General features: G+C 66.4%; 27 protein-coding genes. 14 read left to right on the plus strand and 13 right to left on the minus strand.

The window, feature by feature from the left end; translation table 11 throughout:
• The first annotated feature begins 116 nt into the window (after window positions 1-116).
• Window positions 117-1,229, plus strand: coding sequence for a succinylglutamate desuccinylase/aspartoacylase family protein (locus tag J4D52_RS15820; protein ID WP_025804081.1), 1,113 nt, complete (start codon window positions 117-119; stop codon window positions 1,227-1,229).
• Between the two features lie 89 nt (window positions 1,230-1,318).
• Window positions 1,319-2,035 carry an alpha/beta hydrolase gene (locus tag J4D52_RS15825; RefSeq protein WP_025804080.1) on the plus strand — a complete coding sequence of 239 codons (717 nt, stop codon included), beginning with the start codon at window positions 1,319-1,321 and terminating at the stop codon, window positions 2,033-2,035.
• 47 nt (window positions 2,036-2,082) lie between these two features.
• Here J4D52_RS15825 and J4D52_RS15830 read toward each other — a convergent pair whose 3' ends face one another.
• From J4D52_RS15830 to J4D52_RS15840, 3 genes are all read right to left on the minus strand, one after another.
• On the minus strand, window positions 2,083-2,658 hold the full coding sequence (locus tag J4D52_RS15830) for a hypothetical protein (protein WP_025804079.1): 576 nt from the start codon (window positions 2,656-2,658) through the stop codon (window positions 2,083-2,085).
• A gap of 140 nt (window positions 2,659-2,798) precedes the next feature.
• Entirely contained in the window at window positions 2,799-3,704 is a 906-nt protein-coding gene (locus tag J4D52_RS15835; RefSeq protein ID WP_025804078.1) for a DMT family transporter, read from the minus strand.
• Between the two features lie 60 nt (window positions 3,705-3,764).
• Complete coding sequence (locus J4D52_RS15840) at window positions 3,765-4,541, minus strand: AraC family transcriptional regulator (protein ID WP_063429508.1); 777 nt, start codon at window positions 4,539-4,541, stop codon at window positions 3,765-3,767.
• 256 nt (window positions 4,542-4,797) lie between these two features.
• Here J4D52_RS15840 and J4D52_RS15845 point away from each other — a divergent pair, with 256 nt between their 5' ends.
• A complete protein-coding gene (locus tag J4D52_RS15845; protein WP_102677237.1) occupies window positions 4,798-6,117 on the plus strand; it encodes an Nramp family divalent metal transporter in 1,320 nt (439 codons plus the stop codon).
• A gap of 57 nt (window positions 6,118-6,174) precedes the next feature.
• On the opposite strand, the gene J4D52_RS15850 is transcribed toward J4D52_RS15845, so the two are convergent.
• The 4 genes from J4D52_RS15850 to glcD are packed head-to-tail and all read right to left on the minus strand — an operon-like array spanning window position 6,175 to window position 10,418.
• On the minus strand, window positions 6,175-6,576 hold the full coding sequence (locus J4D52_RS15850) for a heme-binding protein (protein ID WP_009048202.1): 402 nt from the start codon (window positions 6,574-6,576) through the stop codon (window positions 6,175-6,177).
• 12 nt (window positions 6,577-6,588) lie between these two features.
• The gene (gene glcF / locus J4D52_RS15855; RefSeq protein WP_063429518.1) at window positions 6,589-7,839 is read right to left on the minus strand and encodes a glycolate oxidase subunit GlcF; all 1,251 of its coding nucleotides are present in this window, start codon (window positions 7,837-7,839) and stop codon (window positions 6,589-6,591) included.
• Window positions 7,840-7,854: 15 nt separating this feature from the next.
• Complete coding sequence (gene glcE, locus J4D52_RS15860; protein WP_102677236.1) at window positions 7,855-8,919, minus strand: glycolate oxidase subunit GlcE; 1,065 nt, start codon at window positions 8,917-8,919, stop codon at window positions 7,855-7,857.
• On the minus strand, window positions 8,919-10,418 hold the full coding sequence (gene glcD, locus J4D52_RS15865) for a glycolate oxidase subunit GlcD (RefSeq protein WP_063429526.1): 1,500 nt from the start codon (window positions 10,416-10,418) through the stop codon (window positions 8,919-8,921). The genes glcE and glcD overlap by 1 nt, the downstream gene beginning before the upstream one ends.
• A 234-nt stretch (window positions 10,419-10,652) precedes the next feature.
• On the opposite strand from glcD, the gene glcC reads away from it, so the two are divergent.
• Both glcC and J4D52_RS15875 read left to right on the plus strand, forming a co-directional pair.
• Window positions 10,653-11,417 carry a transcriptional regulator GlcC gene (gene glcC / locus J4D52_RS15870; RefSeq protein WP_063429528.1) on the plus strand — a complete coding sequence of 255 codons (765 nt, stop codon included), beginning with the start codon at window positions 10,653-10,655 and terminating at the stop codon, window positions 11,415-11,417.
• Window positions 11,418-11,520: 103 nt separating this feature from the next.
• Window positions 11,521-11,691: a metallothionein gene (locus J4D52_RS15875; RefSeq protein WP_009048207.1), complete on the plus strand. Its 171-nt coding sequence runs from the start codon at window positions 11,521-11,523 to the stop codon at window positions 11,689-11,691.
• A 170-nt stretch (window positions 11,692-11,861) separates the two neighbouring features.
• On the opposite strand, the gene J4D52_RS15880 is transcribed toward J4D52_RS15875, so the two are convergent.
• Both J4D52_RS15880 and J4D52_RS15885 read right to left on the minus strand, forming a co-directional pair.
• Complete coding sequence (locus tag J4D52_RS15880; protein ID WP_102677235.1) at window positions 11,862-12,089, minus strand: DUF6555 family protein; 228 nt, start codon at window positions 12,087-12,089, stop codon at window positions 11,862-11,864.
• Window positions 12,090-12,116: 27 nt separating this feature from the next.
• Window positions 12,117-12,314: a hypothetical protein gene (locus tag J4D52_RS15885; protein WP_102677234.1), complete on the minus strand. Its 198-nt coding sequence runs from the start codon at window positions 12,312-12,314 to the stop codon at window positions 12,117-12,119.
• Between J4D52_RS15885 and J4D52_RS15890 the strand changes: the two genes are divergently transcribed.
• From J4D52_RS15890 to J4D52_RS15900, 3 genes are all read left to right on the plus strand, one after another.
• Window positions 12,313-13,092: a helix-turn-helix transcriptional regulator gene (locus tag J4D52_RS15890; protein ID WP_025804069.1), complete on the plus strand. Its 780-nt coding sequence runs from the start codon at window positions 12,313-12,315 to the stop codon at window positions 13,090-13,092. The genes J4D52_RS15885 and J4D52_RS15890 overlap by 2 nt on opposite strands.
• A gap of 412 nt (window positions 13,093-13,504) precedes the next feature.
• The gene (locus J4D52_RS15895; RefSeq protein ID WP_007930748.1) at window positions 13,505-13,678 is read left to right on the plus strand and encodes a DUF1427 family protein; all 174 of its coding nucleotides are present in this window, start codon (window positions 13,505-13,507) and stop codon (window positions 13,676-13,678) included.
• 42 nt (window positions 13,679-13,720) lie between these two features.
• Window positions 13,721-14,677, plus strand: coding sequence for a zinc-binding alcohol dehydrogenase family protein (locus J4D52_RS15900; RefSeq protein WP_102677233.1), 957 nt, complete (start codon window positions 13,721-13,723; stop codon window positions 14,675-14,677).
• A 233-nt stretch (window positions 14,678-14,910) separates the two neighbouring features.
• Here the strand turns inward: J4D52_RS15900 and J4D52_RS15905 are convergent, their stop codons facing one another.
• Together J4D52_RS15905 and J4D52_RS15910 are read right to left on the minus strand one after the other, a co-directional pair.
• The gene (locus J4D52_RS15905) at window positions 14,911-15,954 is read right to left on the minus strand and encodes a purine nucleoside permease (RefSeq protein WP_102677232.1); all 1,044 of its coding nucleotides are present in this window, start codon (window positions 15,952-15,954) and stop codon (window positions 14,911-14,913) included.
• Window positions 15,955-15,977: 23 nt separating this feature from the next.
• A complete protein-coding gene (locus J4D52_RS15910) occupies window positions 15,978-16,934 on the minus strand; it encodes a nucleoside-specific channel-forming protein Tsx (protein WP_025804066.1) in 957 nt (318 codons plus the stop codon).
• 423 nt (window positions 16,935-17,357) lie between these two features.
• On the opposite strand from J4D52_RS15910, the gene selD reads away from it, so the two are divergent.
• Together selD and mnmH are read left to right on the plus strand one after the other, a co-directional pair.
• The gene (selD, locus tag J4D52_RS15915) at window positions 17,358-18,392 is read left to right on the plus strand and encodes a selenide, water dikinase SelD (protein WP_102677231.1); all 1,035 of its coding nucleotides are present in this window, start codon (window positions 17,358-17,360) and stop codon (window positions 18,390-18,392) included.
• Window positions 18,392-19,495, plus strand: coding sequence for a tRNA 2-selenouridine(34) synthase MnmH (mnmH, locus tag J4D52_RS15920; RefSeq protein ID WP_102677230.1), 1,104 nt, complete (start codon window positions 18,392-18,394; stop codon window positions 19,493-19,495). Before selD ends, mnmH begins: the two co-directional genes overlap by 1 nt.
• 130 nt (window positions 19,496-19,625) lie before the next feature.
• Here mnmH and J4D52_RS15925 read toward each other — a convergent pair whose 3' ends face one another.
• Both J4D52_RS15925 and J4D52_RS15930 read right to left on the minus strand, forming a co-directional pair.
• The gene (locus tag J4D52_RS15925; RefSeq protein ID WP_102677229.1) at window positions 19,626-20,681 is read right to left on the minus strand and encodes a permease; all 1,056 of its coding nucleotides are present in this window, start codon (window positions 20,679-20,681) and stop codon (window positions 19,626-19,628) included.
• 206 nt (window positions 20,682-20,887) lie between these two features.
• Window positions 20,888-21,664, minus strand: a complete 777-nt coding sequence (locus tag J4D52_RS15930; protein ID WP_025804062.1) for an IclR family transcriptional regulator — start codon at window positions 21,662-21,664, stop codon at window positions 20,888-20,890.
• 168 nt (window positions 21,665-21,832) lie between these two features.
• Here J4D52_RS15930 and J4D52_RS15935 point away from each other — a divergent pair, with 168 nt between their 5' ends.
• From J4D52_RS15935 to J4D52_RS15950, 4 genes are read left to right on the plus strand one after another with little or no spacing between them, the layout of a single operon-like run.
• Complete coding sequence (locus tag J4D52_RS15935; RefSeq protein WP_102677228.1) at window positions 21,833-22,594, plus strand: ABC transporter substrate-binding protein; 762 nt, start codon at window positions 21,833-21,835, stop codon at window positions 22,592-22,594.
• Window positions 22,595-22,654: 60 nt separating this feature from the next.
• Complete coding sequence (locus tag J4D52_RS15940; protein WP_009043142.1) at window positions 22,655-23,311, plus strand: amino acid ABC transporter permease; 657 nt, start codon at window positions 22,655-22,657, stop codon at window positions 23,309-23,311.
• Window positions 23,308-24,054, plus strand: a complete 747-nt coding sequence (locus J4D52_RS15945; protein WP_009048220.1) for an amino acid ABC transporter ATP-binding protein — start codon at window positions 23,308-23,310, stop codon at window positions 24,052-24,054. Before J4D52_RS15940 ends, J4D52_RS15945 begins: the two co-directional genes overlap by 4 nt.
• Window positions 24,051-25,340, plus strand: a complete 1,290-nt coding sequence (locus J4D52_RS15950; RefSeq protein WP_102677227.1) for an FAD-binding oxidoreductase — start codon at window positions 24,051-24,053, stop codon at window positions 25,338-25,340. Before J4D52_RS15945 ends, J4D52_RS15950 begins: the two co-directional genes overlap by 4 nt.
• Window positions 25,341-25,346: the final 6 nt, after the last annotated feature.

Genomic DNA, 25,346 nt, shown 5'->3' on the forward strand with positions numbered 1-25,346 from the left:
GTGGGCGCGAGTTCGAGTGAGGGTGGGGCGCCTGGATGGCCGCGACCTTCCAATGACCGCGCAAATGCCTCAGGCTACGGCCCCCGCCGAACTCCATTTTTCTTCCGGAGCCCTTCATGCAACGCATCGACCATTCCCTGCCCTGGAGCCACCTGGGCACCCAGCGCCAGCTCAGCGTGTTCCGTTTTGGCAGCGGCAGCCGCAAGGTCTATATCCAGGCCAGCCTGCACGCCGACGAGCTGCCGGGCATGCGCACCGCCTGGGAACTGAAAAAACGCCTGAGCGAACTGGAAGCCCAGGGGCAGCTCAAGGGCGTGATCGAACTGGTGCCGGTGGCCAACCCCATCGGCCTCGACCAGCACCTGCAAAGCAGCCACCTGGGGCGTTTCGAAAGCGGCAGCGGGAAGAATTTCAACCGCGCCTTCGTCGAACTCAGCGGCCCGGTGGGCGACCTGATCGGTGACCGCCTGGGTAGCGATGCCGCGGCCAACGTCGCCTTGATCCGCCAGACCATGGGCGAAGTCCTCGACCGCCTGCCGGCCCCGGCTTCGCAACTGCAAGCCCTGCAACGCCTGCTGCTGCGCCATGCCTGCGACGCCGACATCACCCTCGACCTGCACTGCGACTTCGAAGCGGCGATCCATCTGTATGCGTTGCCCCAGCACTGGCCGCAGTGGCAGTCCCTGGCCGCGCGCCTGAAGGCCGGCGTGGCGCTGCTCTGCGAAGATTCCGGCGGCAGCTCGTTCGACGAGTCCTGTTCCACGCCCTGGCTGCGCCTGGCCCGCGACTTCCCGCGGGCGGCCATTCCGCCGGCCAACCTCGCCACCACCCTGGAGCTGGGCAGCATGGGCGACACCCGGGTCGAACAGGCCCAGGCCAACTGCGAGGCGATCCTCGGCTTTCTCGCCGAGCAGGGGTTTATCGACGGCCACTGGCCGGCCACCCCGGACGCCTGTTGCGAGGGCATGCCGTTCGAAGGCACCCAATACCTGTTCGCCCCGCACCATGGGGTGGTCAGTTTCCTGCGCGAGGCTGGCGAGTGGGTGGAGCGGGGCGATGCGATCTTCGAGGTGGTCGACCCGCTGAACGACATCGTCACCCAGGTGCGCGCCGCCACCAGCGGCGTGCTGTTCGCCCTGGACCGCAGCCGCTACACCGAGCCGGGCATCTGGCAGGCCAAGGTCGCCGGCCGCGAGCCGATCCGCAGCGGCAAGCTGACCAACGATTGAAAGGCGCTCGCCGCCGATGACGGTCGAGGGTTTTCCCTGATTGCAGGCCCGGCCACACAGCCTGGCCTGCCCACCCGCAAGGACGTCCCATGTTCAAGTTTCTGGCCTTGTTGCTGCTAAGTGTTTGCGCCAGCGTCCAGGCGCAGACGGTGCTGCACGACGACCTGCCACTGCTCTATCTGGAACAGGCCCCGGCCGACTCCCGCGACCGGCCCCTGGTGATTTTTCTCCACGGCTACGGCAGCAACGAAGAGGACCTGTTCGGCCTCAAGGACGGGCTGCCGGCGGATTACACCTACCTTTCGGTGCGGGCGCCGCAGACTGTGGAAGAGGGCAGTTACCAGTGGTTTCACAAGCAGGGTGAAGGGGCTTATGACGGGGTGACCGCCGAGCTGGCCGACGGTGCGAAGCTGATCGACGAGTTCGTGCGGCAGGCGGTCGCCAAGTACCGCACCCGCACCGACCGGGTATTCCTGGTGGGCTTCAGCCAGGGCGCGATCATGTCCTACGAGCTGGGCCTGCGCCATCCCCAGGCGGTCCGTGGGATTGCGGCGCTGAGCGGGAAGATCCTGCCGGTGCTGCGCTCGCAGCTCAAGAGCGGCGCGGGCCTGGAGCGGCTGGCGATCTTCATCGCCCATGGCACCGCGGATATGCGCCTGCCTTACAGCGACGGCTCCGACGCCGACAGCCTGTTGCGCGGGCTGGGCCTGGCCCCGCAATTCCATGCCTACCCGGGCATCGGCCATACCATCAGCGACACCGAACTCCAGGACCTGAACCGCTGGTTGCTCAGCCTCAATCCCTGAGTCCAATGAACCCGTAGCGGCCGTTGTCGCTGTGGGTTCCTGAGGGCTTACTTGCCGACGATCTGGCTGACCAGCTTGTCGTGATTGGCCTTGTCGTTGATCCGCGAAATCACCTGCACCACCGCCATGCGGTTGCCGGAGCCGGCGAGCAGGGTGGAGCTCTGGGTCATGCCGCCGCCCTGGGTCGCGGTGCTGTCGATCTGGCGCAGGCCGAGGCCGCCGCGGGTCATGCTTTTTTCGCTCTGCTTGCTGAAATCCGGCAGGGCCGCCGCCTGTTGCGAGAGGAAACCCGAGACCGCGCTGTCGAGGAACTGCGCGTCGTTGTCCTTGGCCTGCACCGCATCGGGGATCAGGTTCTGTGCGGCGATGACCACGGTCTTGGTGCTGGCGTTGGTGTACATCGTGCCGGTGGCGCCGGCGGTGCCGCTGGCTTCGTCGCCGGCCGGCAGCGGGTTGGCGATGAAACCCTTGGGCAGGCTGAACTTGAACTTGCCGCCGAGCATCGAGACGGTCTCGACCTTGGCCTTGTTGTTCGTCGGCTGGGCCGCGGACACGTCCAGGGCGCTGAAACCGGCCAGCGCCGCCAGGACCAGGACCGCGGCGTGTTTACCGAACAGGGACATGCAGATTCTCCAGAGTGAACGCGTTGGGGGCGCGCATCTTCCCATGGCTGTCGCGGGGCACTCCAGCGGGATATGCGGTGGCGCGAAATTTCGGATAAAAGGGCGCGGGAGTGGGCTTCGTGGCGCTTATCGGACGCTCCTCAACCCTGGGCGGAACGGGCCCCCGAAGTCGCCAGCACCGCCCCGGCGATGATCAGCAACGCCGGCACCAGTAGCCACCCACTGGCCGGGCTTTGCCCGATGACGATCAGCAGCAGGGTGGAGATCAACGGCGCCAGGTACGACAGCGCGCCGAGCGTGGCCAGGTTGCCGTGCTTGGTGGCGTGGTCCCAGGCGAAGAAGGCCAGGCCGACCGGACCCAGCCCCAGGCCGATGATCGCCAGCCATTGCTTGAGGTCCGGTTGCACCGGGCTTTCGAACATCAGGTGGCAGAGCGCCCCGGCCAGCGCCACCAGCCCGCAGATGCCGCCGATCAGGCTGCTGGGCACGCTGCTGAAACGGCGGTTGAGCACCGAGTAGCCGGACCACACCAGGGCGCAGCCGAACGCCGCCAGGTAACCCGCCATCGGCATCGCGCCGACCTGGCTGGCAGCGCGCTGCTGCATGATGAACGCGGTGCCGGCCAGCCCCAGCAAGGCGCCAGTCAGTTGCCGGCCGCGCAGCGGTTCGCCGCCGGCCCTGGCCGCCAGCAGGACGATCAGCAACGGCCAGAGGTAGGCGATCAGGCTGGCCTCGGCGGCCGGCGCGGCTTTCAGGGCGAAGAAATACAGCGCGTGGTAGGCAAAGATCCCGCCGAACCCCAGGGCCCACACCGGCCAGGGCTGGCGCCAGCCACGAAAACCGGCGCGCCCCCGCAAGCCGAGCAATACCAGGCTGGCGCCGCAGGCCACGGCAAAGCTCAGGGCCAGCAACTGGAAGGGGGGAATGCCGGCGGTGAGGGTGGTCAGCAGCGCCAGGCATGACCAGAGAAACACCGCGATCACGCCGATGGTGGTGGCGGTCCCGCTGCGGGAGGGGGCGAAGCGGGTTGAGTGGATGGCGGTCATAGGCACACCGAGGCAAGGGCGGTGTGGCCAGCATAGAAGCCGCCGCGACGGCGGTATTGATCAGGCCTGCCGAACTCTTGTCGCAGCCTGCGCCTGGGCGTCGCGAGCGGCCTTGCGCAGGGCCGCCGGGGTCTGGTTGCGCGCCTTCTTCAACGCGTGGGTCAGGGCGCTCTGATCGGCGTAGCCGACCCGCTGGGCGATCTCGCTGATGGGCAGCAGGGTACGGCCGAGCAGGTCGATGGCGCGGTCCAGGCGCAGGGTCGAAATGTAGGCGAAAGGCGTGCTGTGCATGTCCCGCTCGAACAGCAGATACAGGCTGCGCTCGCTGACCCCCGCGGCCTGGGCGATGGCGCGGGCGCTCAGCGGGCTGCCCAGGTGCTGCTCGATATGGGCCAGGGCCCGCGCCAGCGCCTGGCGCTGCGGCGCGCTTGGCGTCGGGCGGGCGAGGCAGGCCAGCAACAGGGCGCTCCAGGCGCTGGCGACCGGGCTGGAGGCGTTGAGCAAGGCGCCGCTGTGGCTGGCGTAGCCGAGCAGGTGGCGGATCTGCGGGTCGATGGCGAAGAAGCGGGTATCGGCCAGAGACGGCTCGCCGCCGGGGCTATCCAGGTCGAGCACCAGAAAGGTATTACGGCGCTCGGCCAGGAAGCTATGCCGGGCGCCTGGCGCAATCACCACGCCCTGGCTGGCGTCGACCTTGCCGCCACGGCCGTCCACCTCGATTTCCATCGCCCCCGACTGCGGCAGCACGATCTGCGGAAAATCGTGATCGTGCAGCTCGACCTGCCCGGAATACGAACGCATCGCCAGGGCGACAGTGGGGTGGGCTGGAGTGTTCATGGCGCTGCTCCGAGGGTGGCTGCTGCGCATCATGCCTGAAAATGCTGGTGCTGTAGGAGCGGTCGGTCGGTGCGCGATGGTTGGGGAAAAGGGGGGCGGCTCATCTGTGGTGGTGACTGATAGGCCGCTATCGCGAGCAAGCTTCGCTCCTACAGAAGCAAGGCGGCAAAAGGCCGGGGCAGGGCGCTATCAAGGCTTGGGCCGGTTCGCTGAAACGTCTAAGCTGGGCCACCGTTCCAGCCTTCCGGATGCTCGCGTGAAATTCACTCTCCCGAAAATCGGTACCGCACCTTTCTGCCCGCCGGAAGTCGCCGGCACCATCGTTGTCGATCCCACGGCGCCGTTGTTCAAGCGCATCCTGCGCTTCGCCGGTCCCGGCCTGCTGATTTCCATCGGCTACATGGACCCGGGAAACTGGGCCACCGCCATCGAGGCCGGCTCGCGTTATGGCTACAACCTGCTGTTCGTGGTGCTGCTGGCGAGCTTCGCGGGCATGGCCGTGCAGTGCCTGTGCTCGCGCCTGGGCATCGCCACCGGGCGCGACCTGGCGCAGCTTTGCCGGCAGCGCTACAGCACCCGCACGGCGCGTACCCAGTGGCTGCTGGCGGAGGTGTCGATCATCGCCACCGACCTTGCCGAGGTCCTGGGTTGTGCCCTGGCGTTCCACCTGTTGCTCGGCGTTTCGCTGACCACCGGGATTGTCATCACTGCCTTCGACACCCTGTTGATTCTCGCCTTGCAGAACCGCGGCTTCCGCCGCCTGGAGGCGATCATGCTGGTGCTGGTGGGCACCATCGGCCTGTGCTTTTTCGTCGAGCTGCTGTTGATCAAACCCTACTGGCCGGACGTGGCGCGAGGCTTCACGCCATCGCTGGCGGCGATCAGCGAGGCGGCGCTGCTGTACCTGGCGATCGGCATCCTCGGCGCCACCGTGATGCCCCATAACCTGTACCTGCACACCTCCATCGTGCAGACCCGCCTGGTGGGCCAGGACGAGGCCAGCCGGCGCGATGCGATCAAGCTGGCGCGCATCGACACGATCGGTTCCCTGGCGTTGGCGTTGCTGGTCAACGCGGCGATCCTGATCCTCGCCGCCGCGGCCTTCCATGGCACCGGGCACACCGAGGTGGTGGAGCTGCAGGACGCCTATCACCTGCTCGATCCGCTGGTGGGCGGGGCGCTGGCCAGCGTGCTGTTCGGCGTGGCCTTGCTGGCGTCGGGGCAGAGTTCGACCTTCACCGGCACCATCGCCGGCCAGGTGATCATGGAGGGCTACCTCAACCTGCGCCTGCCGTGCTGGCAGCGCCGCCTGATCACCCGCGGCCTGGCGCTGGTGCCGGCCTTCGTCGGCGTGTGGCTGATGGGCGACGGCGCGGTCGGCCAGTTGTTGGTGCTGAGCCAGGTGGTGCTCAGCCTGCAACTGCCGTTCGCCTTGTACCCGTTGATCCGCATGACCAGCGACCCGCAGTTGATGGGCGTGTTCGTCAACCGCTGGCCGACCCGCGTCCTCGTCTGGAGCCTGTTCGCCATTATCAGCGGCGCCAACGCCTGGCTGATCGCGCAGTTGGTGGTGTAGGCCCGCTTCTGTAGGAGCGAAGCTTGCTCGCGATGGACCGCGCAGCGGTCCCGATCTTCAATCCAATGCCTGGGCGGCGAACAGCGCCACCTGGGCATCTTCCCCGGACTTGACCCCGGACACGCCGACGGCGCCGATCACCTGGCCGTCGAACACCACGGGTACGCCACCTTCCAGTGAAGTCAGCAGCGGCGCCGAGAGAAACGCCGTGCGTCCGCCGTTGACCATCTCTTCATAACCCTTGGACTCGCGCCGGCCGAGGGCCGCGGTGCGGGCCTTTTCCACGGCGATATAGGCGCTGATCGGCGAGGCGCCGTCCAGGCGTTCGAGGGCCAGCGGGTGGCCGCCGTCGTCGACTATGGCGATGCTCACCGGCCACTGGTTGCGCTCGGCCTCGTCCCGCGCGGCGATAAGAATGCGCTGGACTTCGCGATGGCCCAGGATGGCTTTGCTGTGCATGGCGTGCTCCTTTCAAGGGGTAACTGGTTGATGGGAAGAATCCAGGGGCGGCAGGGCGGCCTCGACCAGTTCGATCCAGTGCCGCACCGGGGTGCGCCCGGCACCGTCGAGGTGGGTCTGGCAGCCGATATTGGCGGTGACTATGACCTCGGGCCGACCGCTTTCCAGGGCGTTGAGCTTGTTGTCCCGCAGTTGCCGCGCCAGCTCGGGCTGGGTCAGCGAGTAGGTGCCTGCCGAACCACAGCATAGGTGGCTGTCGGGCACCTCGGTGAGTTCGAAGCCCAGGCGCTTGAGCACCGCCTCCACCGCGCCGCCGAGTTTCTGCGCGTGCTGCAGGCTGCACGGGCAGTGGAAGGCCAGGCGCTGGTCGCTGTGGGCGTGCAGCTGTTCCAGCGGTTCGTCGCGCAGCACTTCCACCAGGTCCCGGGCCAGGGCGCTGATTCGCTCGGCGCGGGCGGCATACCGCGGGTCGTGGGCCAGCAGGTGGCCGTAATCCTTGATAAAGGCGCCGCAACCGCTGGCGGTCTGCACCAGGGCTTCGGCGCTGTTTTCCAGGTGCGGCCACCAGGCGTCGATATTGCGCCGGGCCCGTTCCAGGCCAGCCTCCTGCGCGTCCAGGTGGTAATCCACGGCGCCACAGCAGCCGGCCTCGGCCACCGGCTCCACGGCGATGCCCAGGCGGTCGAGGACCCGCGCCGTCGCCGCGTTGGTGTTGGGCGACAGGCTCGCCTGCACGCAACCTTCCAACAGCAAGACACGCCGCGCGTGGGCCGTGGCCGGACGCGCCTTGGCCGGCTGTACCTGGCGCGGCAGCTTGCCCTGCACGGCCTCGGGCAGCCAGGGGCGCAAGGTGGCGCCGGTGCCGATCAGCGCCTTGAACAGCGCCGGGTTCGGCGCCAGGGCGCGCAGGCCCTGGCGCAACAGGCGCTGGCCGAGGGGGCGGGGGACGGCGGCATCGACCACGGCGCGGCCGATGTCCAGCAGGTTGTGGTAATCCACCCCGGACGGGCAGGTGGTTTCGCAGTTGCGGCACGACAGGCAGCGGTCCAGGTGCAGCTGGGTCTTGGCCGTGGCTTCATGGCCTTCCAGCACCTGCTTGATCAGGTAGATGCGTCCCCGCGGCCCGTCCAGTTCGTCCCCCAGCAGTTGATAGGTGGGGCAGGTGGCGTTGCAGAAACCGCAATGCACACAGGTGCGCAGGATGCTCTCGGCCTCCGCGGCGCGGGGCAGCTGGCGTGCCTGTTCGCTCAGGGTGGTTTGCATGCTTCGGGTCTCCGTTCAGAGCTCGGCGTAGAGCCGGCCGGGGTTGAAGATCCCTTGCGGGTCCAGTTGCGCCTTGAGCTGGCGGTGGTAGCGCAGCAGCACCGCCGGCAGCGGCTGGAACGGGCTGTCCACCAGGCCGTGGCTGTAGCAGGTGGCGTGGCCGCCGACACGCTCGACCAGGCTGCGGATGCGCTCCGCGGGTGCCGCGGATTTCAGCCAGCGCTGGGCGCCGGCCCAATCGGTGAACTGCTGGCCGGGCAGCTCCAGAGGGCCGGTGTTATTGGGCAGCGACAGGCGCCACAGCGGCAGGCCTTCGTCGAAGAACGCCAGGCGTTGCTCGTTGAGGTCGGCCCAGTAATCGGCGGCCAAGGGCTCGCCCCCCAGGCGATCGCGGGCCGCGGCCACCGAACCTTCGCCGCCTTCCAGGCGCAGGTGCAGGCACTGGCCGTCATGGCTGGCGGCGCTGATGGGCAGCGGTTGCTGGCCCCAGTCGGCGAGTCGGGCCAGGGCCTTGGCGCTGTCCATTTCCAGGCTCAGGCTGAGGCACTGGCGGGGTTTCGGCAGGACCTTGAGCGACACCTCGGTAAGCACCCCGAGGCACCCGTAGCTGCCCACCAGCAAGCGCGAGAGGTCGTAGCCGGCGACGTTTTTCATCACCTCGCCGCCAAAGCGCAGGAGCTTGCCGGTGCCGGTGATCACCCGGCTGCCGAGCACGAAGTCGCGCACCGAGCCGGCCCAGGGCCGCCGTGGGCCGGACAAGCCGGCGGCGACCATGCCGCCGACGGTGGCGCCGTCGCCGAAGGCCGGCGGTTCGCAGGCCAGCATCTGCCCGGCGGCGTCCAGCGCGGCCAGCAGTTCCGCAAGCGGCGTGCCGGCACGAACTGTCACCACCAGCTCGGTCGGGTCGTAGCTGACGATGCCGCGATGGGCGCGGGTGTCGAGCACCTCGCCGGCAGTCATGCGGCCGAGAAAGGCCTTGCTGTTGCCGCCCTGGATCAGCAGCGGCGTGCCGTCGGCCAGCGCCTGCCCGACTTGTTCCAGCAGTGCGCCGCTGGCGTCGTTATCCGCGTGTGCCGTCATCAGAAACGCTCCAGCTCGGGGAAGGGCAGTTGCCCGGCGTGCACATGCATGGCGCCGAATTCGGCGCAGCGGTGCAGGGTCGGGATGTTCTTGCCGGGGTTGAGCAGGCCGCCGGGGTCGAAGGCCGCCTTGACCGCGTGGAACAGGGTCAGCTCGTCGCTGTTGAACTGGGCGCACATCTGGTTGATTTTCTCCCGGCCGACCCCGTGTTCGCCGGTGATGCTGCCGCCGACCGCGACGCACAGCTCGAGGATCTTGCCGCCCAGGGCTTCAGCGCGGTCCAGTTCGCCGGGCTGGTTGGCATCGAACAGGATCAACGGGTGCATGTTGCCGTCGCCGGCATGGAACACGTTGGCCACCCGCAGCTGGTATTCGGCGGACAACGCGGCGATGGCCTTGAGCACCCCCGGCAGTGCGCGGCGCGGGATGGTGCCGTCCATGCAGTAGTAGTCCGGCGACAGCCGGCCCACCGCCGGGAAGGCGTTCTTGCGCCCGGCCCAGAAACGCACCCGCTCGGCTTCGTCCCGGGCCTGGCGGACCTCGGTGGCACCGGCCCGTTCGAGCACCGCGCGGACCCGGTCGCAGTCGTCGTGGACATCGGCTTCGACGCCGTCCAGTTCGCACAGCAGGATGGCCTCGGCGTCCACCGGGTAGCCGGCGTGAATGAAGTCTTCGGCGGCGCGGATCGCCAGGTTGTCCATCATTTCCAGGCCGCCGGGAATGATGCCGGCGGCGATGATATCGGCCACCGCGTGGCCGGCTTTTTCCACCGAGTCGAAGGCCGCCAGCAGTACCTTGGCCAGTTGCGGCTTGGGCAGCAGCTTGACCGTGACTTCGGTGATGATCCCGAGCAGGCCTTCGGAGCCGGTGAACAACGCCAGCAGGTCGAAGCCCGGCGCATCCAGGGCGTCGCTGCCCAGGGTCAGGCGTTCGCCTTCGACGCTGAGGATCTCCACCTTGAGCAGGTTGTGCACGGTCAGGCCGTATTTCAGGCAGTGCACGCCGCCGGCGTTTTCCGCGACGTTGCCGCCGATGGAACAGGCGATCTGCGAGGACGGGTCGGGGGCGTAATACAGGCCGAACGGCGCGGCGGCCTGGGAGATCGCCAGGTTGCGCACTCCGGGCTGGACCCGCGCGGTGCGGGCGGCGGGGTCGATATGCAGGATCTGGTTGAAGCGTGCCATCACCAGCAATACCCCTTGCTCCAGGGGCAGGGCGCCGCCGGACAGGCCGGTACCGGCACCCCGGGCAACCACCGGCACGCGGCGTTCATGGCAGATCCGCAGCAGTTCCTGCACCTGCTCGATATGCCGCGGCAGGGCCACCAGCATAGGCGTGGTGCGGTAGGCCGAGAGGCCGTCGCATTCGTAGGGTTTGAGGTCTTCGGTCTGGTGCAGGAGGTCCAGGTCGGGCAGGCGCTGGCGCAGTACTTCGAGCAGTGCCGTTTTGTCGACGGGGGGCAGCGCGCCGTCGACGCGTTCGTCGTAGAGGATATTCATGGGTGGCTAATGACCCTGAGTTGTTTTTATTTGGCGGTCGGCAGGGGCGGGCCGCTCAGTTGCATCATTGGCCCGGCTGGCCTTACTGTCCACGGGGCCGGAGACTGGTCGAACCAGTTTGTTTCGCCAGCGATGCCGGGTTTTTTATAAAAACTTAAGCATTTCAGTGGACTAGCCTGACGATCCGTTTGATCGGGTTTTTTCTTCATGGCTGGTCATACCAGTGGAGGGCGCATGGACAGAAGCGATTCGGGGCGGCATCAGGTGGCGGATGTGGTCTGTGAGCGCATCGAGCGCCTGATCGTCGACGGCGTATTGAAGACCGGCCAGCTGCTGCCCTCGGAGCGGCGGCTCACGGAAAAGCTCGGGGTGTCGCGCACGGCATTGCGCGAAGGCCTGAAGCTGTTGCGGGCGCGGGGCATCATCGAAACCGAACAGGGCAAGGGCTCCTTTGTCGCCCAGTTGTCGGGGCAGGGCGCGACCTCGGCGTTGATGCATCTGTTCAGCTCCCAGCCGCGCACCCTGTACGACCTGTTCGAAGTGCGCAGCCTGCTGGAAGGCGAGTCGGCGCGGCTGGCGGCGTTGCGCGGCACCGATGCCGATTTCGTGCTGATCGGCCGCGCCTATCAGGCGCTGCTGGACGCCCACGACCAGGAGCTGGAGGCCTCGGCCCATGCGCGGCTGGATCACGCTTTCCACCTGGCGATCTGCGAGGCCTCGCACAACCCGGTGCTGGTGCAGACCCTGCGCTCGCTGACCGACCTGCTGCTCAACTCGGTGTTCGCCTCGGTCAACAACCTCTATCACCGCCAGGCGCAGAAGCGGCAGATCGACCGCCAGCACGCGCGGCTCTACAACGCCGTCACCGGGCGCCTGCCGGAGCAGGCGCGCAAGGCCGCCATCGCCCATATCCAGGGTATCTGCGACAACCTGCGGGAAATCGAAAACGAGGAGCAGCGCCTGGTGCGGGCGACCTTGCGCCTGGAAGGCTGGAACTGAAGCCGCCGCGACCAGGGGTCAATGGCGGCGACAGGCAGCCACTACACTGCTAGAGACGCGGCCAGCATCGCGTCGTCGACGACCACCACAAAGGAGTCACCCCATGTCCAACCAGACTTGTGCCTGCCCGGGCTGTACCTGCAAGGTCGGCGCCCATGCCATCGTGCGTCACGGCAAGCACTACTGCTGCCAGGCCTGCGCCAGCCACCACGCCAACGGCGAACCCTGCACCTCTACCGAAGGCTGCGATTGCGCCAAGGGCGCGCACCACTGACGGGTTGAAGTTGTCGGGTGGAAAAGCAGTGGAGCCGCTCAGGGCTCCACTTTCCAGTTGCGAGCGTCCTGTTTGCGAGCGTCGATCCAGTTGCAGGTGGCGCGGTCGGCATGGCTCGATCATCCAACGGCCGTGGCGTGCCACGGCGTACTCCCAAGGCCTCGGCTGGATCAGGTCGACGGGCGCCAGGTGACGTTCTCGATACCGAATTTTTCCGCCTGGGGCTTGCTGGTCTTCTTCACCCGCTCCAGGCCAAAACGGCCGATGCGGCCGATCCCGGCGTCACAGCTTGCCCAGTGCCACGCCTCGGCGTTGTCCATCTTCTCCGAGCGGATGATGAAGGACTTGGGGGCGCCGTGCAGGCTGTACTCGATGACGAAAAGTTTTGCGTTGTTCATAAAGCTATCAATCCTCCCTGTGATGGTTTAGTGACCCGCGCAGGCCGTAAAAAATTCACTCGGATTGTCGAGCAAGGGTATCAGCGGTCGGACAGTGGTCGGGTGAGTATCCGAACGGGTCATTGCCTGGCGCTGCGGTGCCTGTCCGGATGTTTTGCCGCGGTTTTCCAGGCGGATCGGTGGGGTTACCATGGGCATCCCCTGCTTGACGACGATGCCGGCCATGGCCCTTGCCGCACCTCCCGACCTCAGTGATACCGATGTGCCGGTGCAACCCCTGGCGCGCACCTATCCGCGTGGCCTGTTCATCGAGCCCCACGAACATGCCTGGGGGCAGTTGCTGTATGCCATGAGCGGGGTGATGTGGGTCGAGACGCCGAACGAGGCGCTGGTGGTGCCGCCGCAGCGGGCAGTGTGGCTGCCGCCGGGCGTGTCCCATGGGATCCGCGTGGTCACCGACCTGCAGATGCGCAATATCTATTTGCGCCCGTGCCTGGCGGCGACCCTCGACAGCCAGGTGCAGGTGTTGCAGGTGGACAACCTGCTGCGCGAGCTGATCGTGCGTCTGGTGGAGCATGAGGGAGCGCCGCAGCCGGAGTACTACGATGCGCTGGTGAACCTGGCCCTGCTGGAACTCAAGCGGGCCCGGCGCTCGCAGCTGAAGATCCTGCTGCCGGACAGTTCCGACCGGCGCCTGGTCAGCCTTTGCCAGGCGGTGATGGCCGCGCCTTCCCTGGACATTCCCTTCGAGCGCCATGCCGAGGCGGCGGGCGCCAGCGTGCGCACCCTGGCGCGGCTGTTCAAGGACGGCCTGGGCATGGGCTTCGCCGAATGGCGCCGCCAGGTGCAACTGGCCACGGCCGCGGCCGAGCTGATCCAGGGCGTGCCGGTCAGCACCATCGCCCGCGAGCTGGGGTATTCCCCCGGCAGCTTCAGCGACATGTTCCGCCGCGAGCTGGGGCTGGCACCGTCGCAATACGCGGCCGGAGAAGCCCGTGCCTGAGCGCCAATCATCCCTGTAGCCGCTGCCGAGCTCCGCGAGGCTGTGACCGGGCCACCGCGTTTATCCAGACCCACTGCATTCTCAGGCTTTGCGCCTGCTGTGCAGGCGATCGCAGCCTCGCGGGGCTCGGCAGCGGCTACGGGGCTTGGCGGACAGGCATCCATTGTGTGTGCGCTGCAATCCCGTAGGAGCGAAGCTTGCTCGCGATGAACGATAACGCGGTATGCCAGACATTCCGTGTCGGGGCCATCGCGGGCAAGTCGGATCGCCGCCCGCTCGCTCCTACAAGTTCATACCCACAGATTGGCCGAAATCCTGAAGTGCTTGGCCGGTTGCGCAGGTTTTCGCTCCCTACACTCCCGGCATGCCCAATCGTCGCCGCCCAGGCGCGGCGCACTGCCCGGAGTTCATCATGCATTACCTCATCTCCCTCGCCATCGGCCTCGGCGTCGGCCTGCTTTATGGCGCCCTGAACTTTCGCTCGCCGGCGCCGCCGGCCATCGCCCTGGTCGGGCTGCTCGGCATGCTTGCCGGCGAACAGCTGTGGCCCATGGGCCGGCAGCTGGTGAGCAACTGGTTGTCCTGAGGCTTTCGATCCTTTTATTTATTCCTGTTCATGGAGGCGCTTATGCACGCCCTGCAATTTTCCAAGACCGGCGATCTCTCGTCGCTGCGCTACGTCGAGGTGCCGACCCCGGTGCCGGCGGCCGATCAGGTGCTGGTGCAGATCAAGGCCGCCGGCCTCAACCCCAGCGACGTGAAGAACGTGCTCGGGCGTTTTCCCTACACCACCTTGCCACGTATTCCCGGGCGGGATTTTGCCGGGGTGGTGGTGGACGGGCCCCGGGAGCTGGTGGGGCAGGAGGTCTGGGGCACCGGCAAGGAGCTGGGGTTCTACGCGGACGGCTCCCATGCCCAGTACGTGGTGCTGTCGGCCAAGGGCGTGGCGCATAAGCCGGCTCACCTGAGCTTCGCCCAGGCCGCCAGCCTGGGCGTGCCTTATACCACCGCCTGGGATGCCCTGGAGCGCAGCGGAGTGGGCGCCGGCACCACCTTGCTGGTGATTGGCGGCGGGGCGGTGGGCAGCGCCGCCCTGGCCCTGGCGAAGATCCGCGGAGCCCAGGTGCTGGCCGCCGCGCGGCGCCCGGAGCAGGTCAAGGCCTTGCAGGCGCAGGGGTTCCAGACCCTGCAGCTGGACCGGCCGGAAGACCTCGGGGCCCAGGTCAACGCCGTGTTCGCCGGCGGCGCCGAGGTGATCTTCGACACCACCGGCTTCTGGCTACCAGCCTCGGTCGCGGCCCTGGCGCCGTTCGGCCGCATCGCCATCATCGCCGCGCCGGTGGACGGCCATGTGCAATTGCCGGCCCTGGGCCTGTACCGCAAGGGCGGTTCGGTGGTCGGGATCAACTCGCTGCTGTACGGCGTGCAGGCCTGCGCGGCCATGCTCGAGCAATTCGGCCGGTTCTTCGATGAAGGGTTGTTGCCATTGCCGCAGGGGCTGTTCGAAGCGCCGCTGGAGCAGGGCGTCGAGCGTTATCACGAGGTGAATCGGGGCAGTGGCGAGAAGGTGATTCTGTTGCCGTAAGGGCGGGCGTCTTGTACCTATCTGTTGTAGCCGCTGCCGAAGGCTGCGATCGACCCGAAGGGTCGTGGCGATCTTGAGTTCGCCGAGGCCCTTCGGAGCCTATGTTGAGGTCCTTCGGACCTATCGCAGCCTGCGGCAGCGGCTACAGGTTGGGGCCTGTGTCGTGTCTGGGCCTTGCTTGCGACGGCGTCAGCCCAGACAACCTCATAACCAAAGTCGCAGGCGTTATGCGCTTACGCCTCCGGCACGCCTTTCTCCCACGCCGACCAGTTCTTCAGGATGTCCTGCACCAGCGGATTACCGGTGCGATAGAGGTTTTCCAGGGCCGGGACGAAACCGCCCTGGTCGGCGTACTTGAGCAGGTTGTCGACTTCGCTGCCGCCCGGCTCGGGGCGGTCGAAATCGGAGCCGGCGCGGACCACCGCCAGCCGCTGCACGTCCACCCGGCCTTCGCGGCTGGCGCGCAGCAGGGCCTCGTAGGTCGAGTTGTCTTCCTGCTGGGTAGTGCAGTACTCGCCCTTGTTGTCGGTCAGCAGGCGGGTCCAGACCTCGGCCCGCTCGCTCAGGCGCGTGCCGGAGAACCAGGTGTTGCCCGCCAGGGTGTCGCACTGGGTCACTACCGGTGGCTGGTTGGCCGGGGCCGCCGGGTACTTGAGGCGCCAGGCCGCCGATTCCTTGCTTTCGCTCAGGCTCACCCGACGTGACAGGGCGAAGGCCTTGGCCTGGAGTTTCGGGTTGAGTTCGAAGACTTCGGTCTTGTAGTCCAGCGGCGGTTTCTCGTTCGGCCCCTTGGTGTTGATACCCAGGTAGCCGGTCGGCCAGTCCTTGGGCGCGTCCCGCGAATCCAGTTCCCACTGGGTACCGAATTCCACCAGGTAATGGGCCCAGGCAGCGGTGCCTATGGTGCCGTGTTTAGGGCTGATGCCGGCGATCCCGGCGACCAGGAAATAGCTTTTGCGCAGGTCGAATTTCGGCGACAGCGCCAGGGCCAGGGTCGAGGCCGCGGCGTTGGTCTGGCCCATGCCGGTGACCAGCAGGCAAACGTCCTTGGTATTGCAACGTATCGCCGGGTACTCCGCCGACAGGCCCGGTACGCGCACTTCCTGCTTCAACTCCAGGCGCTCGATCCAGTGCTGGGCCTCGGGGGCGAACATTGTGATCAGCATCACCTTGGGTTTGATCAGGGTCGCCGGGGCCTCGGCGGCCCAGGCGGTCGAAGCGAGCAGGGCGCCGCAGGCCAGGCCCACGGAAAGGGAAAGACGGGTCATCGCGTGCATGAAAGCCTCCATTGCTTGAGTGATCAGAACTGGTAACCGATGCCGGCGTAGTAACCCCAGCCATTGGACCGGGCGCGGAAATCGCCATCGCCGAAATTCAGCTCGCTGCCGTCCTGCCAGTTGCCGCCGTTGTGGAAGTAACGGCCGACCAGAGTGAACCGCAGGTGGGTGAAGGAATACAGCAATACGTTGGTGGATACCGTGGCGTTGGCGGTGCGGGCCGGGTTGTCCTTGTGCAGGTCCGAGCCGAAATCGAAGTTGGTGAAGCCGATATAGGTCAGCGACGCGCCGTTGCTGAACTTGTCGATGGGCACTATGTACTTGAGCTGGGCCCGGTAGCCGTCCCACGAGTATTCATTGCTGGCGCCGTAGTTTTCCCACTGGTAGCGACCGTAGAAGTTAGCCGACAGGTTGACCCGCGAATGGGTGTCGATGTCGGTGCCCAGGCCGCTGTACAGGGTATTGGCGCGGTTGGCGCTGTTGCTGCCGTGGTCGTAGATCCAGTCGAAGGCCACGTACCACTCCTTGAACGGGCCGATGGCCAGGCTGCGTCCGGCCAGGTAGTCGATGGAGATCCGCGGCTCGTGCTCCATGAACACCGGCGAGCCGTGGTCCCACACGCCTTTGTCATGGCTGTTGCCGATGTTGAAGATCTTCGGGATGTCGATGTAGCCGTACAGCTCGAACGGCCCCTTGCGGCCGAAGTACTCGTACTCCAGGTAGATATCGTCGGCCGGCTGCGGGCCGAAACTGATGTCCTTGCTGCCGATCAGGGTCAGGTCCTGGTTGTACCAGTCCGACAGGTAGGGGCCTTTCTTCGGCGGGCTGGCTTCGGGGCTGAGGGCTTCGCCCTGGGCGGACTTATCGACGATGTCGGCCTGCGCCAGGGTGGCAGTACTGAGTAGTCCTGTAACGGCACTTAGTAGCAAGGAAACAACCAAGGTGTGGCGGGACGCGGAAGGGGTGGAAGGTAGATGCATTGAAAATCCCTGTTCGTGCGGTTCTGAAGCCCGAGTGGCCCGGCTTGGCCGAACTGGCGGCGAAAGCTCTCTTAGGCTGACCTCGCAAACGTTTGCATATGCTGTACCAACTTCAAGTAGCTGATTGAAATAAAGGCGAAACCTGCCAATAAGCTGTCTTTTCGGTCAGTGCATTGCACAGCGTTTGGGCGTTGTGCGCGAAGAAAGGGCGAAGACGCTGGCGCCTGGCACAGGGCTGATGGTCCCCCGTTCAATCATCGAGGTGATGGAGGCAAACGACCTTCGACGCCTCGGGTCGAGTATTCGCTGACTATCTGGCTGCGTTCGTTCGATGCTTGTTCCGGAGTGCAGGGAGAGGGTGCTTGACGTTCTGCTTGGGGCGCTCTGCTAGAATCGCCGCTCCACGACTTCCAGAGGTGCCCCATGAGCGAGCCGATTCGCCTGACCCAGTACAGCCACGGTGCGGGTTGCGGTTGCAAGATTTCTCCCCAGGTCCTGGAGGTGATTCTGGCCGGCAGCGGCGCGCAGAACCTCGACCCGAAACTCTGGGTCGGCAACGCCTCGCGCGATGACGCTGCGGTGTACGCCATCGACGAAGAGCGCGGCGTGGTCTCGACCACCGACTTCTTCATGCCGATCGTCGACGACCCGTTCGACTTCGGGCGCATCGCCGCCACCAACGCCATCAGCGACATCTACGCCATGGGTGGCGACCCGTTGATGGCCATCGCCATCCTCGGCTGGCCGGTGAATGTGCTGGCGCCGGAAGTCGCCCGCGAGGTGATTCGCGGCGGGCGCGCGGTGTGCGACGCGGCTGGCATTCCCCTGGCCGGCGGCCATTCGATCGACGCCCCGGAACCGATCTTCGGCCTGGCCGTCACCGGCCTGGTGGAAAAGCGCCACATGAAGCGCAACGACACCGCCACCGCCGGTTGCCTGCTGTACCTGACCAAACCCCTGGGCATCGGCGTGCTGACCACGGCCGAGAAGAAGGGCAAGTTGCGCAGCGCCGACGTCGGCCTGGCCCGTGACTGGATGTGCACCCTGAACAAACCCGGCAGCCGCTTCGGCAAGCTCGACGGCGTGACCGCGATGACCGACGTCACCGGTTTCGGCCTGCTCGGACACTTGGTGGAAATGGCCGACGGCAGCAACCTGACCGCGCGCATTCACTACGATCGGGTGCCGCGCCTGCCCGGGGTCGAGTACTACCTGGACCAGGGCTGCATACCGGGTGGCACCCAGCGCAATTTCGACAGCTACGCCGACAAGCTCGGGCGTATCCAGGCCCTGCACAAGCTGGTGCTGTGCGACCCGCAGACCAGCGGCGGGCTGCTGATCGCCGTCACGCCCGAGGGCAATGCGGCCTTCCTCGCGCTGGCCGCCGAACTCGGCCTGGAACTGGCGCCAATCGGTGATCTGGTGGAGCGACAGAGCAACGCGGTCGAGGTGATCTGATGCCCATCGATATCACCGACTACCGCGAAATCTTCCTCAACGACCGGCCGATGATGGACACCCGCGCGCCGATCGAATTCACCAAGGGCGCCTTTCCCGGCGTGGTCAACCTGCCGCTGATGACCGACCACGAACGGCAGCGGGTCGGCACCTGCTACAAGCAGCAGGGCCAGCAGGCGGCGATTGTCCTCGGCCATCAACTGGTGTCCGGGGCGATCAAGGCCGAGCGCATCCAGGCCTGGGCCGACTTCGCCCGGGCCCACCCCGATGGTTACCTGTACTGCTTTCGCGGCGGTCTGCGTTCGCAGATCGTCCAGCAGTGGCTCAAGGACGAGGCCGGCATCGACTACCCGCGGGTCGGCGGCGGCTACAAGGCCATGCGTACCTTTCTGCTCGATACCCTCGAGGGCGCTGTGGCCGAGTGTGATTTTGTCCTGCTCGGCGGCATGACCGGCATCGGCAAGACCGAGGTGCTCCATCAACTGGCCAACGGCCTGGACCTGGAAGGCCACGCCAACCACCGCGGCTCCAGTTTCGGCAAGCGCGCCAGCGGCCAGCCGTCGAACATCGACTTCGAGAACCGCCTGGCGGTGGATATCCTGAAAAAGCGCGACCGTGGCATTGCCCGCTTTGTGCTGGAAGACGAAAACCGCATGATCGGCAGCTGCGCCTTGCCGTTGCCGCTGTACCAGGGCATGCAGCGTTTTCCCATGGTCTGGCTGGAAGATGGCCTGGAGGGGCGGATCGAGCGAATCCTGCGCGACTACGTGATCGACCTGTGCGCGGAGTTCGTCGCGGTGCATGGCGAGGACGGCTTCGCGCGGTTTTCCCAGCGCCTGCTGGAAAGCTTGAACAACATCCGCAAACGCCTGGGAGGCGAGCGTCACCAGCGCCTGTACCAGCTGCTGGAGGCCGCCCTGGCCGAGCAGGCCCGCAGCGGCAGCGTGGACCTGCACCGGGCCTGGATCGAAGGGTTGCTCAAGGAGTATTACGACCCGATGTATGCCTTCCAGCGCGAAAGCAAAGGCGCGCGGATCGAGTTCGTCGGCGAGCAGGCGGCGGTGCTGGAGTATTTGCGCGAACGGGCCAGCCAGCGGGGCTGAGTCGGTAGAAGGGTGGGGGCCTTTGGCCCCATCGCGGGCAAGCTTCGCTCCTACAGAAGAAGACTGTGAGCGTCTGTAGGAGCGAGGCTTGCCCGCGATGACGTCCAGGCGGACGCCATCGAACCTTGGGTTACAACAACGCCGCGCCAATCAACCCGCACACCACGCCAATCAGCATGGTCAGCCCGGCGACGGTCAGCAGCACCCGCGTGTCGAAATCCTTGCGCAGCATCAGCAGCGACGGCAGGCTGATGCTCGGCAGGGTCATCAGCAAGGCCACCGCCGGGCCGGTGCCCATGCCCAGGGCCATCATGGTCTGCACGATAGGGATTTCCGCGGCGGTGGGAATCACGAACAGCGTGCCGACAATCGCCAGCGGCACCAGCCACAGCAGGCTGTCGCCGATCGCGCCCTCGACATGGGGGAACAGCCAGACCCGCGCCGCGCCCAGCACCAGCACTGCCAGCACATAGATCGGAATGGTGCTCCAGAACAGCTGCCACAAGCTGCGCGCCCAGCGGCTGAAGAAGGCGCCGTCGTTAGCCGCGCTGGCCTCGACCACGGCTTCCACCGCCGCCTCCGGCAATTGCTCGGGACGGGCGATGCGCTGGGCCACCAGCGACACCCCCAGCACCAGCACGATACCCGCCACCAGGCGCAGCGCGGTAAAGCCCCAGCCGAGGACAAAACCCATGAACACCAGGGTCGCCGGGTTGAGCACCGGGTTGGCGATCCAGAAGGCCAGCGCCGCGCCCACCGAGACATTCTGCCGGCGCATGCTGGCGGCCACGGGTGCGGCGCAGCAGGAACACATCATGCCCGGCAGGGCGAACAGGCCGCCGCGCAGGGTCGAGCCGAAACCGGCGCGGCCGAACAGGCGCAGCAGCCAGTCCCGCGGGATCAGCACTTGCAGCAGCGAACCGAGGATCACCGCCAGCACCGCGGCTTTCCAGATCGCCAGGAAATACACCTGGGCGTAGGCCAGGGCGGCGCTCAATGGCGAGGAAGGCTGATCGTTGATGATCGAGGCGCCGATGCTGTGGCTGTCGGCGGCGACAAAGGCCTTGGCGTAGTAGGGCGACCACTTGACGAAGTAGAGGCCGACGCACGCCACCAGGACGAACAGGGCGGGTTTCCACCAGAACGACCAGCCCCGGACGGGGCTGGCAGGGGCAAGGCTGGGCATCGAGGTTATTCCGGACAAAGACGATAAGCCGGCAATCTTAGCGCAACGGCTTGCTCCGCACCGAACTGTAGCCGCTGCCGCAGGCTGCGATCGAGCGCGCAGCGGTGGTAAACCTCGCAACGCGGAGTGTCAGGTCAAATCCCGGAATCCCTACCTGTGACCGCCGCGCAGACGATCGCTGACGGCGGCAAAAGTGTCATGGCCGCTCAGAGCGTACGAATCGAGGTGCGAATCGCCCGCGCGCACTCGATCACCGAGGGCGCCAACTTGCGTTCGGCTTCTTCCAGGGTCCAGCGGCTGCTGGGGATCACCACGTGCACGGCGGCCACCGGCAGGCCCTGGCTGCCGATAATCGGCGCGGCGATGCTCATGTCGCCGAGAAACAGTTCTTCCTGGTTCAGGGCGTAACCGCGCTGGCGGGTGGCGACGATTTGCCCATGAATCGCGTCTATCTCGGTCAGGGTGTGGCGGGTATGGGCCTGGCGGTCGCTGGCCTGGAGCATCGCCAGGGCTTCCTGGTCGGGCAGGGCGCTGAGGTAGGCGCGGCCGGAGCCGGTGCAGTACATCGGGATGCGGCTGCCGATAGGCATGTGGATCGGGATGAATTTGGGTGCCACGAAGCGCGCGACGTAGACCATGTCCAGGCCGTCGGGCTCGGTGAGGTTGGTGGTTTCGCCGGTGACCTGGGCCAGCTCGGCGAGGAACGGGTTGGCCACATCCACCAGGGTGTCGGCGGCCAGGTAGTTGTAGCCGATCTCCATCACCCGCGGGGTCAGCTGGAAGCGTTTGGTCTGCGGGTGCTTACGCACGTAACCGAGCTGCTCCAGGGTGTGGATCATGCGTTGCGCCGAGCTTTTGTTGATCTCGGCGGCCTCGGCGATTTCCGCCAGGTTCATGGTCCGTTGGGCGGCGTTGAAGGCGCGCAGGACCGCCAGGCCTTTTTCCAGCGACTGATTGAACAGGCTATTGGGGGTGTCGCTCATGGCGGTTCCTTTGGATATTTTGTGTTTTGAATATCGATATTCGATATTTATAAATCTCTTTACGATTTTTGTAAATTGTTTATAGTCGGTTGCATGCCTCCTGCCCCACGTTCAGAGGCCAACCATCACGGACTTCAAACAATAAAATCGTCCAATGGGAGATTCGCCATGCAAAAGCGTTTTCGTGTCCTTGCATTGTGCTGCGCACTTACCGCCGGCCTCGTCGGTTCCGCCAGTGCCGGCGCCGCGCCGGTGTACAAGGTCGGCGCCACCGCCACCGGCATTCCCTTCACCTTTCTCGACGTCAAGAGCCAGAGCATCGAAGGCATGATGATCGACGCCGCCCGGGCGGTGGGCCAGGCCGGCGGCTTCGAGGTGGACATCCAGCAGACCACCTTCGCCTCGCTGATCCCTTCGCTGACCTCGAACAAGATCGACATCATTTCCGCAGCCATGCTGCGCACCCCGGCGCGGGAGAAGGTGGTGCAGTACTCCAACCCGGTGTTCAGCTACGGCGAGGGGCTGATCGTGCGCGCCGACGACAACACCGCCTACACCCGCATGGAAGACTTCAAGGACCAGGTGGTCGGCGCCCAGGTCGGCACGGTGTTCATCGATGAGTTGAACAAGCGCGGGATCTTCAAGGAAGTGCGCGGCTACGACTCGATCCCCGACCTGCTGCGCGACCTGGCGCTGGGGCGGATCAAGGCCGGTTTCGCCGACCGGCCGATCGTCGCCTACCAACTGGCCCAGGGCACCCAGAACAAGGTGCAACTGGTGAAAAACTACCAGCCGGTGGTGATGGGCGATGTCTGCCTGATCGTGCGCAAGGGCGATGCGCAGACCCTGGACGAGGTCAACCGCGGCATCGCGGCGATCAAGGCCGACGGTTCCCTGGAGCGGATCATCGAGAAGTGGAAGCTCAACTGACCACCCCGCGGCCCGGCCGCCCGGCGGGGTCGCTTCACTCCTGATTGCGCAGGTCCTCCTATGTTTCTCCAGAACGCTCTGGACTTCCTCCCCATTCTGCTGAAAGGGGCGGTGGTCACCTTGCAGGTCACGGCCGGCTCCTTTGTGCTCAGCTCGCTGATCGGCCTGGTATTCGCCTTGATGATGGTGTCCAAGGTGCGCTCGATCTCGCTGTTCGCGATTGGCGTGGTCAACGTCATTCGCGGCCTGCCGATCATCGTGCAGCTGTTCTACATCTACTTCGTGCTGCCGGATTTCGGCATCCAGCTCACGGCCATGCAGGCCGGGGTGATCGGCCTGGGCATCGCCTATTCGGCGTACCAGGCGGAAAACTTCCGCGCCGGCATCCAGGCCATTCACCAGGGGCAGATCGAGGCGGCCGAATCCATCGGCATGCGCGGCGGCATGATCATGCGCCGGGTGGTCCTGCCCCAGGCCTTTCGCATCGCCTTGCCGCCCTATGGCAACACCCTGGTGATGATGCTCAAGGACTCCTCGCTGGTGTCCACCATCACCGTGGCCGAGATGACCCGCGCCGGTCAGCTCATCGCTTCCTCGACCTTCGAGAACATGACCGTCTACACCCTGGTGGCCTTGCTCTACCTGGCTTTGAGCCTGCCGTTGTCCTTTGCCCTGCGTCGCCTGGAGGCGCGCTTCAGCACCCGGAGAAAGTCATGATCGAAATCAAGGGCGTACACAAGAGTTTCGGCAACGTGGCGGTGCTCGAAGGCATCGACCTGAGCGTGCAGAGCGGGGAAGTGGTGTGCCTGATCGGCCCCTCGGGTTCCGGCAAGTCGACCCTGCTGCGCTGCATCAACGGCCTGGAAAGCTACGAGCAGGGCGACATCCTGGTCAGCGGCGAACGGGTCGACCGCCACGGCAAGACCATTCACCAGCTGCGCACCCAGGTGGCCATGGTGTTCCAGCGCTTCAACCTGTTCCCCCATCGCACCGCGTTGCAGAACGTCACCGAAGGGCCGATCTACGTGAAGAAGCAGAACCCGCAGCAGGCCCGGGAGCGGGCCGAGGCGCTGCTGGAAAAGGTCGGCCTGGCCCATCGCATGCACGCCTATCCGGACGAGCTGTCCGGCGGCCAGCAGCAGCGGGTGGCGATTGCCCGGGCCCTGGCCATGGATCCGCAGGCGATCCTGTTCGACGAGCCGACCTCGGCGCTGGACCCGGAGCTGGTGGGCGAGGTGCTGGCGGTGATGCGCAAGCTGGCCGACGAAGGCATGACCATGATCGTCGTCACCCACGAAATGGGTTTTGCCCAGGACGTGGCGGACAAGGTGTGTTTCCTCCACAGCGGCAAGATCGTCGAGGCCGGGCCGGCGAAGCAGGTGCTGAGCGCGCCGCGCCATCCGCGCACCCAGGACTTCCTCAAGCGCCTGCTCAACCAGGGCGCGGAGGTGCAGGCATGAAGGCCGCCGAAACCTTGCGCCTGCCGCCTTCCCTGTGGGCCGCCACGGCGACTGCGGCGGTCGAGACCCCGGCGCTGGCTGAAGACTTGCGGGCCGACGTGGCCATAGTCGGCGCCGGCTACACCGGGCTGGTGACCGCGCTGCGCCTGGCCGAGGCCGGGGTCAGCGTCTGTGTGCTGGATGCCGGTGAGCCGGGCTGGGGCGCTTCCGGACGCAACGGCGGGCAGGTGATTCCCGGGCTCAAGTACGACCCGGATCAACTGCTGGCCAAGTTCGGCCCGGCCCGCGCCGAGGCCATGCTGGAGGCGGCCGGCTCGGCCGCCGATGAAGTGTTCGCCCTGATCGAGCAGCATCGCATTGCCTGTGATGCCACGCGCAAGGGCTGGATTCAGCCGGCGTTTTCCGCCAGATCCCTGCAGGCCATCGAGCAGCGCGCCGAGCAGTGGCGCCGGCGCGGGGTCGCGGTGGAGTTGCTCGACCGCGCCGCCGTCGGCCGGCGCATCGGCAGCCAGAACTACCTCGGCGGCTGGGTCGATCCGCGCGCCGGCAGCCTGCACCCGCTGAACTATGCGCGCGGCCTGGCCAGGGTGGCGCAGCAGCAGGGCGTGCGGATTCACGGGCAGACTCGGGTCGAGGCTTTGCAGCGCGAAGGCGGGCAGTGGCAGCTGCGCACCGCCCAGGGCCATCGGGTCCAGGCCCAGCGCGTGGTGCTGGCGACCAATGGCTACACCGACGACCTGTGGCCACGGCTGCGGCAGACGGTGATTGCCGCCAACAGTTTCATCATCGCCACCCGCCCGCTGTCGGCCGAGCTGCGCCAGAGCATCCTGCCGAACGGCGAGGTCTGCTCCGACGCCCGGCGCCTGCTGCTGTATTTCAAGCAGGATGCCCAGGGGCGTCTGTTGCTGGGAGGGCGCGGGCCGTTCTCCGAACCGACCCACAGCGGCGACTGGCGTCACCTGGAGCGTTCATTGCTGGGCTTGTTTCCGCAGTTGGCGGGCACGCCCATCGAGTATCGCTGGAGCGGGCGGGTGGCGTTGAACCAGAGTTTCCTGCCGCAGCTGCATGAGCCGCAGCCGGGGTTGTCGATCCTGCTCGGCTACAACGGTCGCGGCATCGCCTTGTCCACGGCCCTGGGCAAGCACCTGGCGGCGCGGCTGTCGGGGGCGAGCCGTGAATTTCCGTTTCCAGTGACGCCGATCCGGCCGATTCCGCTGCATGGCTTGCAGCGCCTGTACCTGGGGGCGGGGATCGCCTGGTACCGCCTGCTGGACGCCTTGCGCTGAGGGCGG

Origin of the sequence: Pseudomonas sp. GW460-12-10-14-TSB1, assembly GCF_017349775.1 — a bacterium.
Classification (GTDB): domain Bacteria; phylum Pseudomonadota; class Gammaproteobacteria; order Pseudomonadales; family Pseudomonadaceae; genus Aquipseudomonas; species Aquipseudomonas piscium.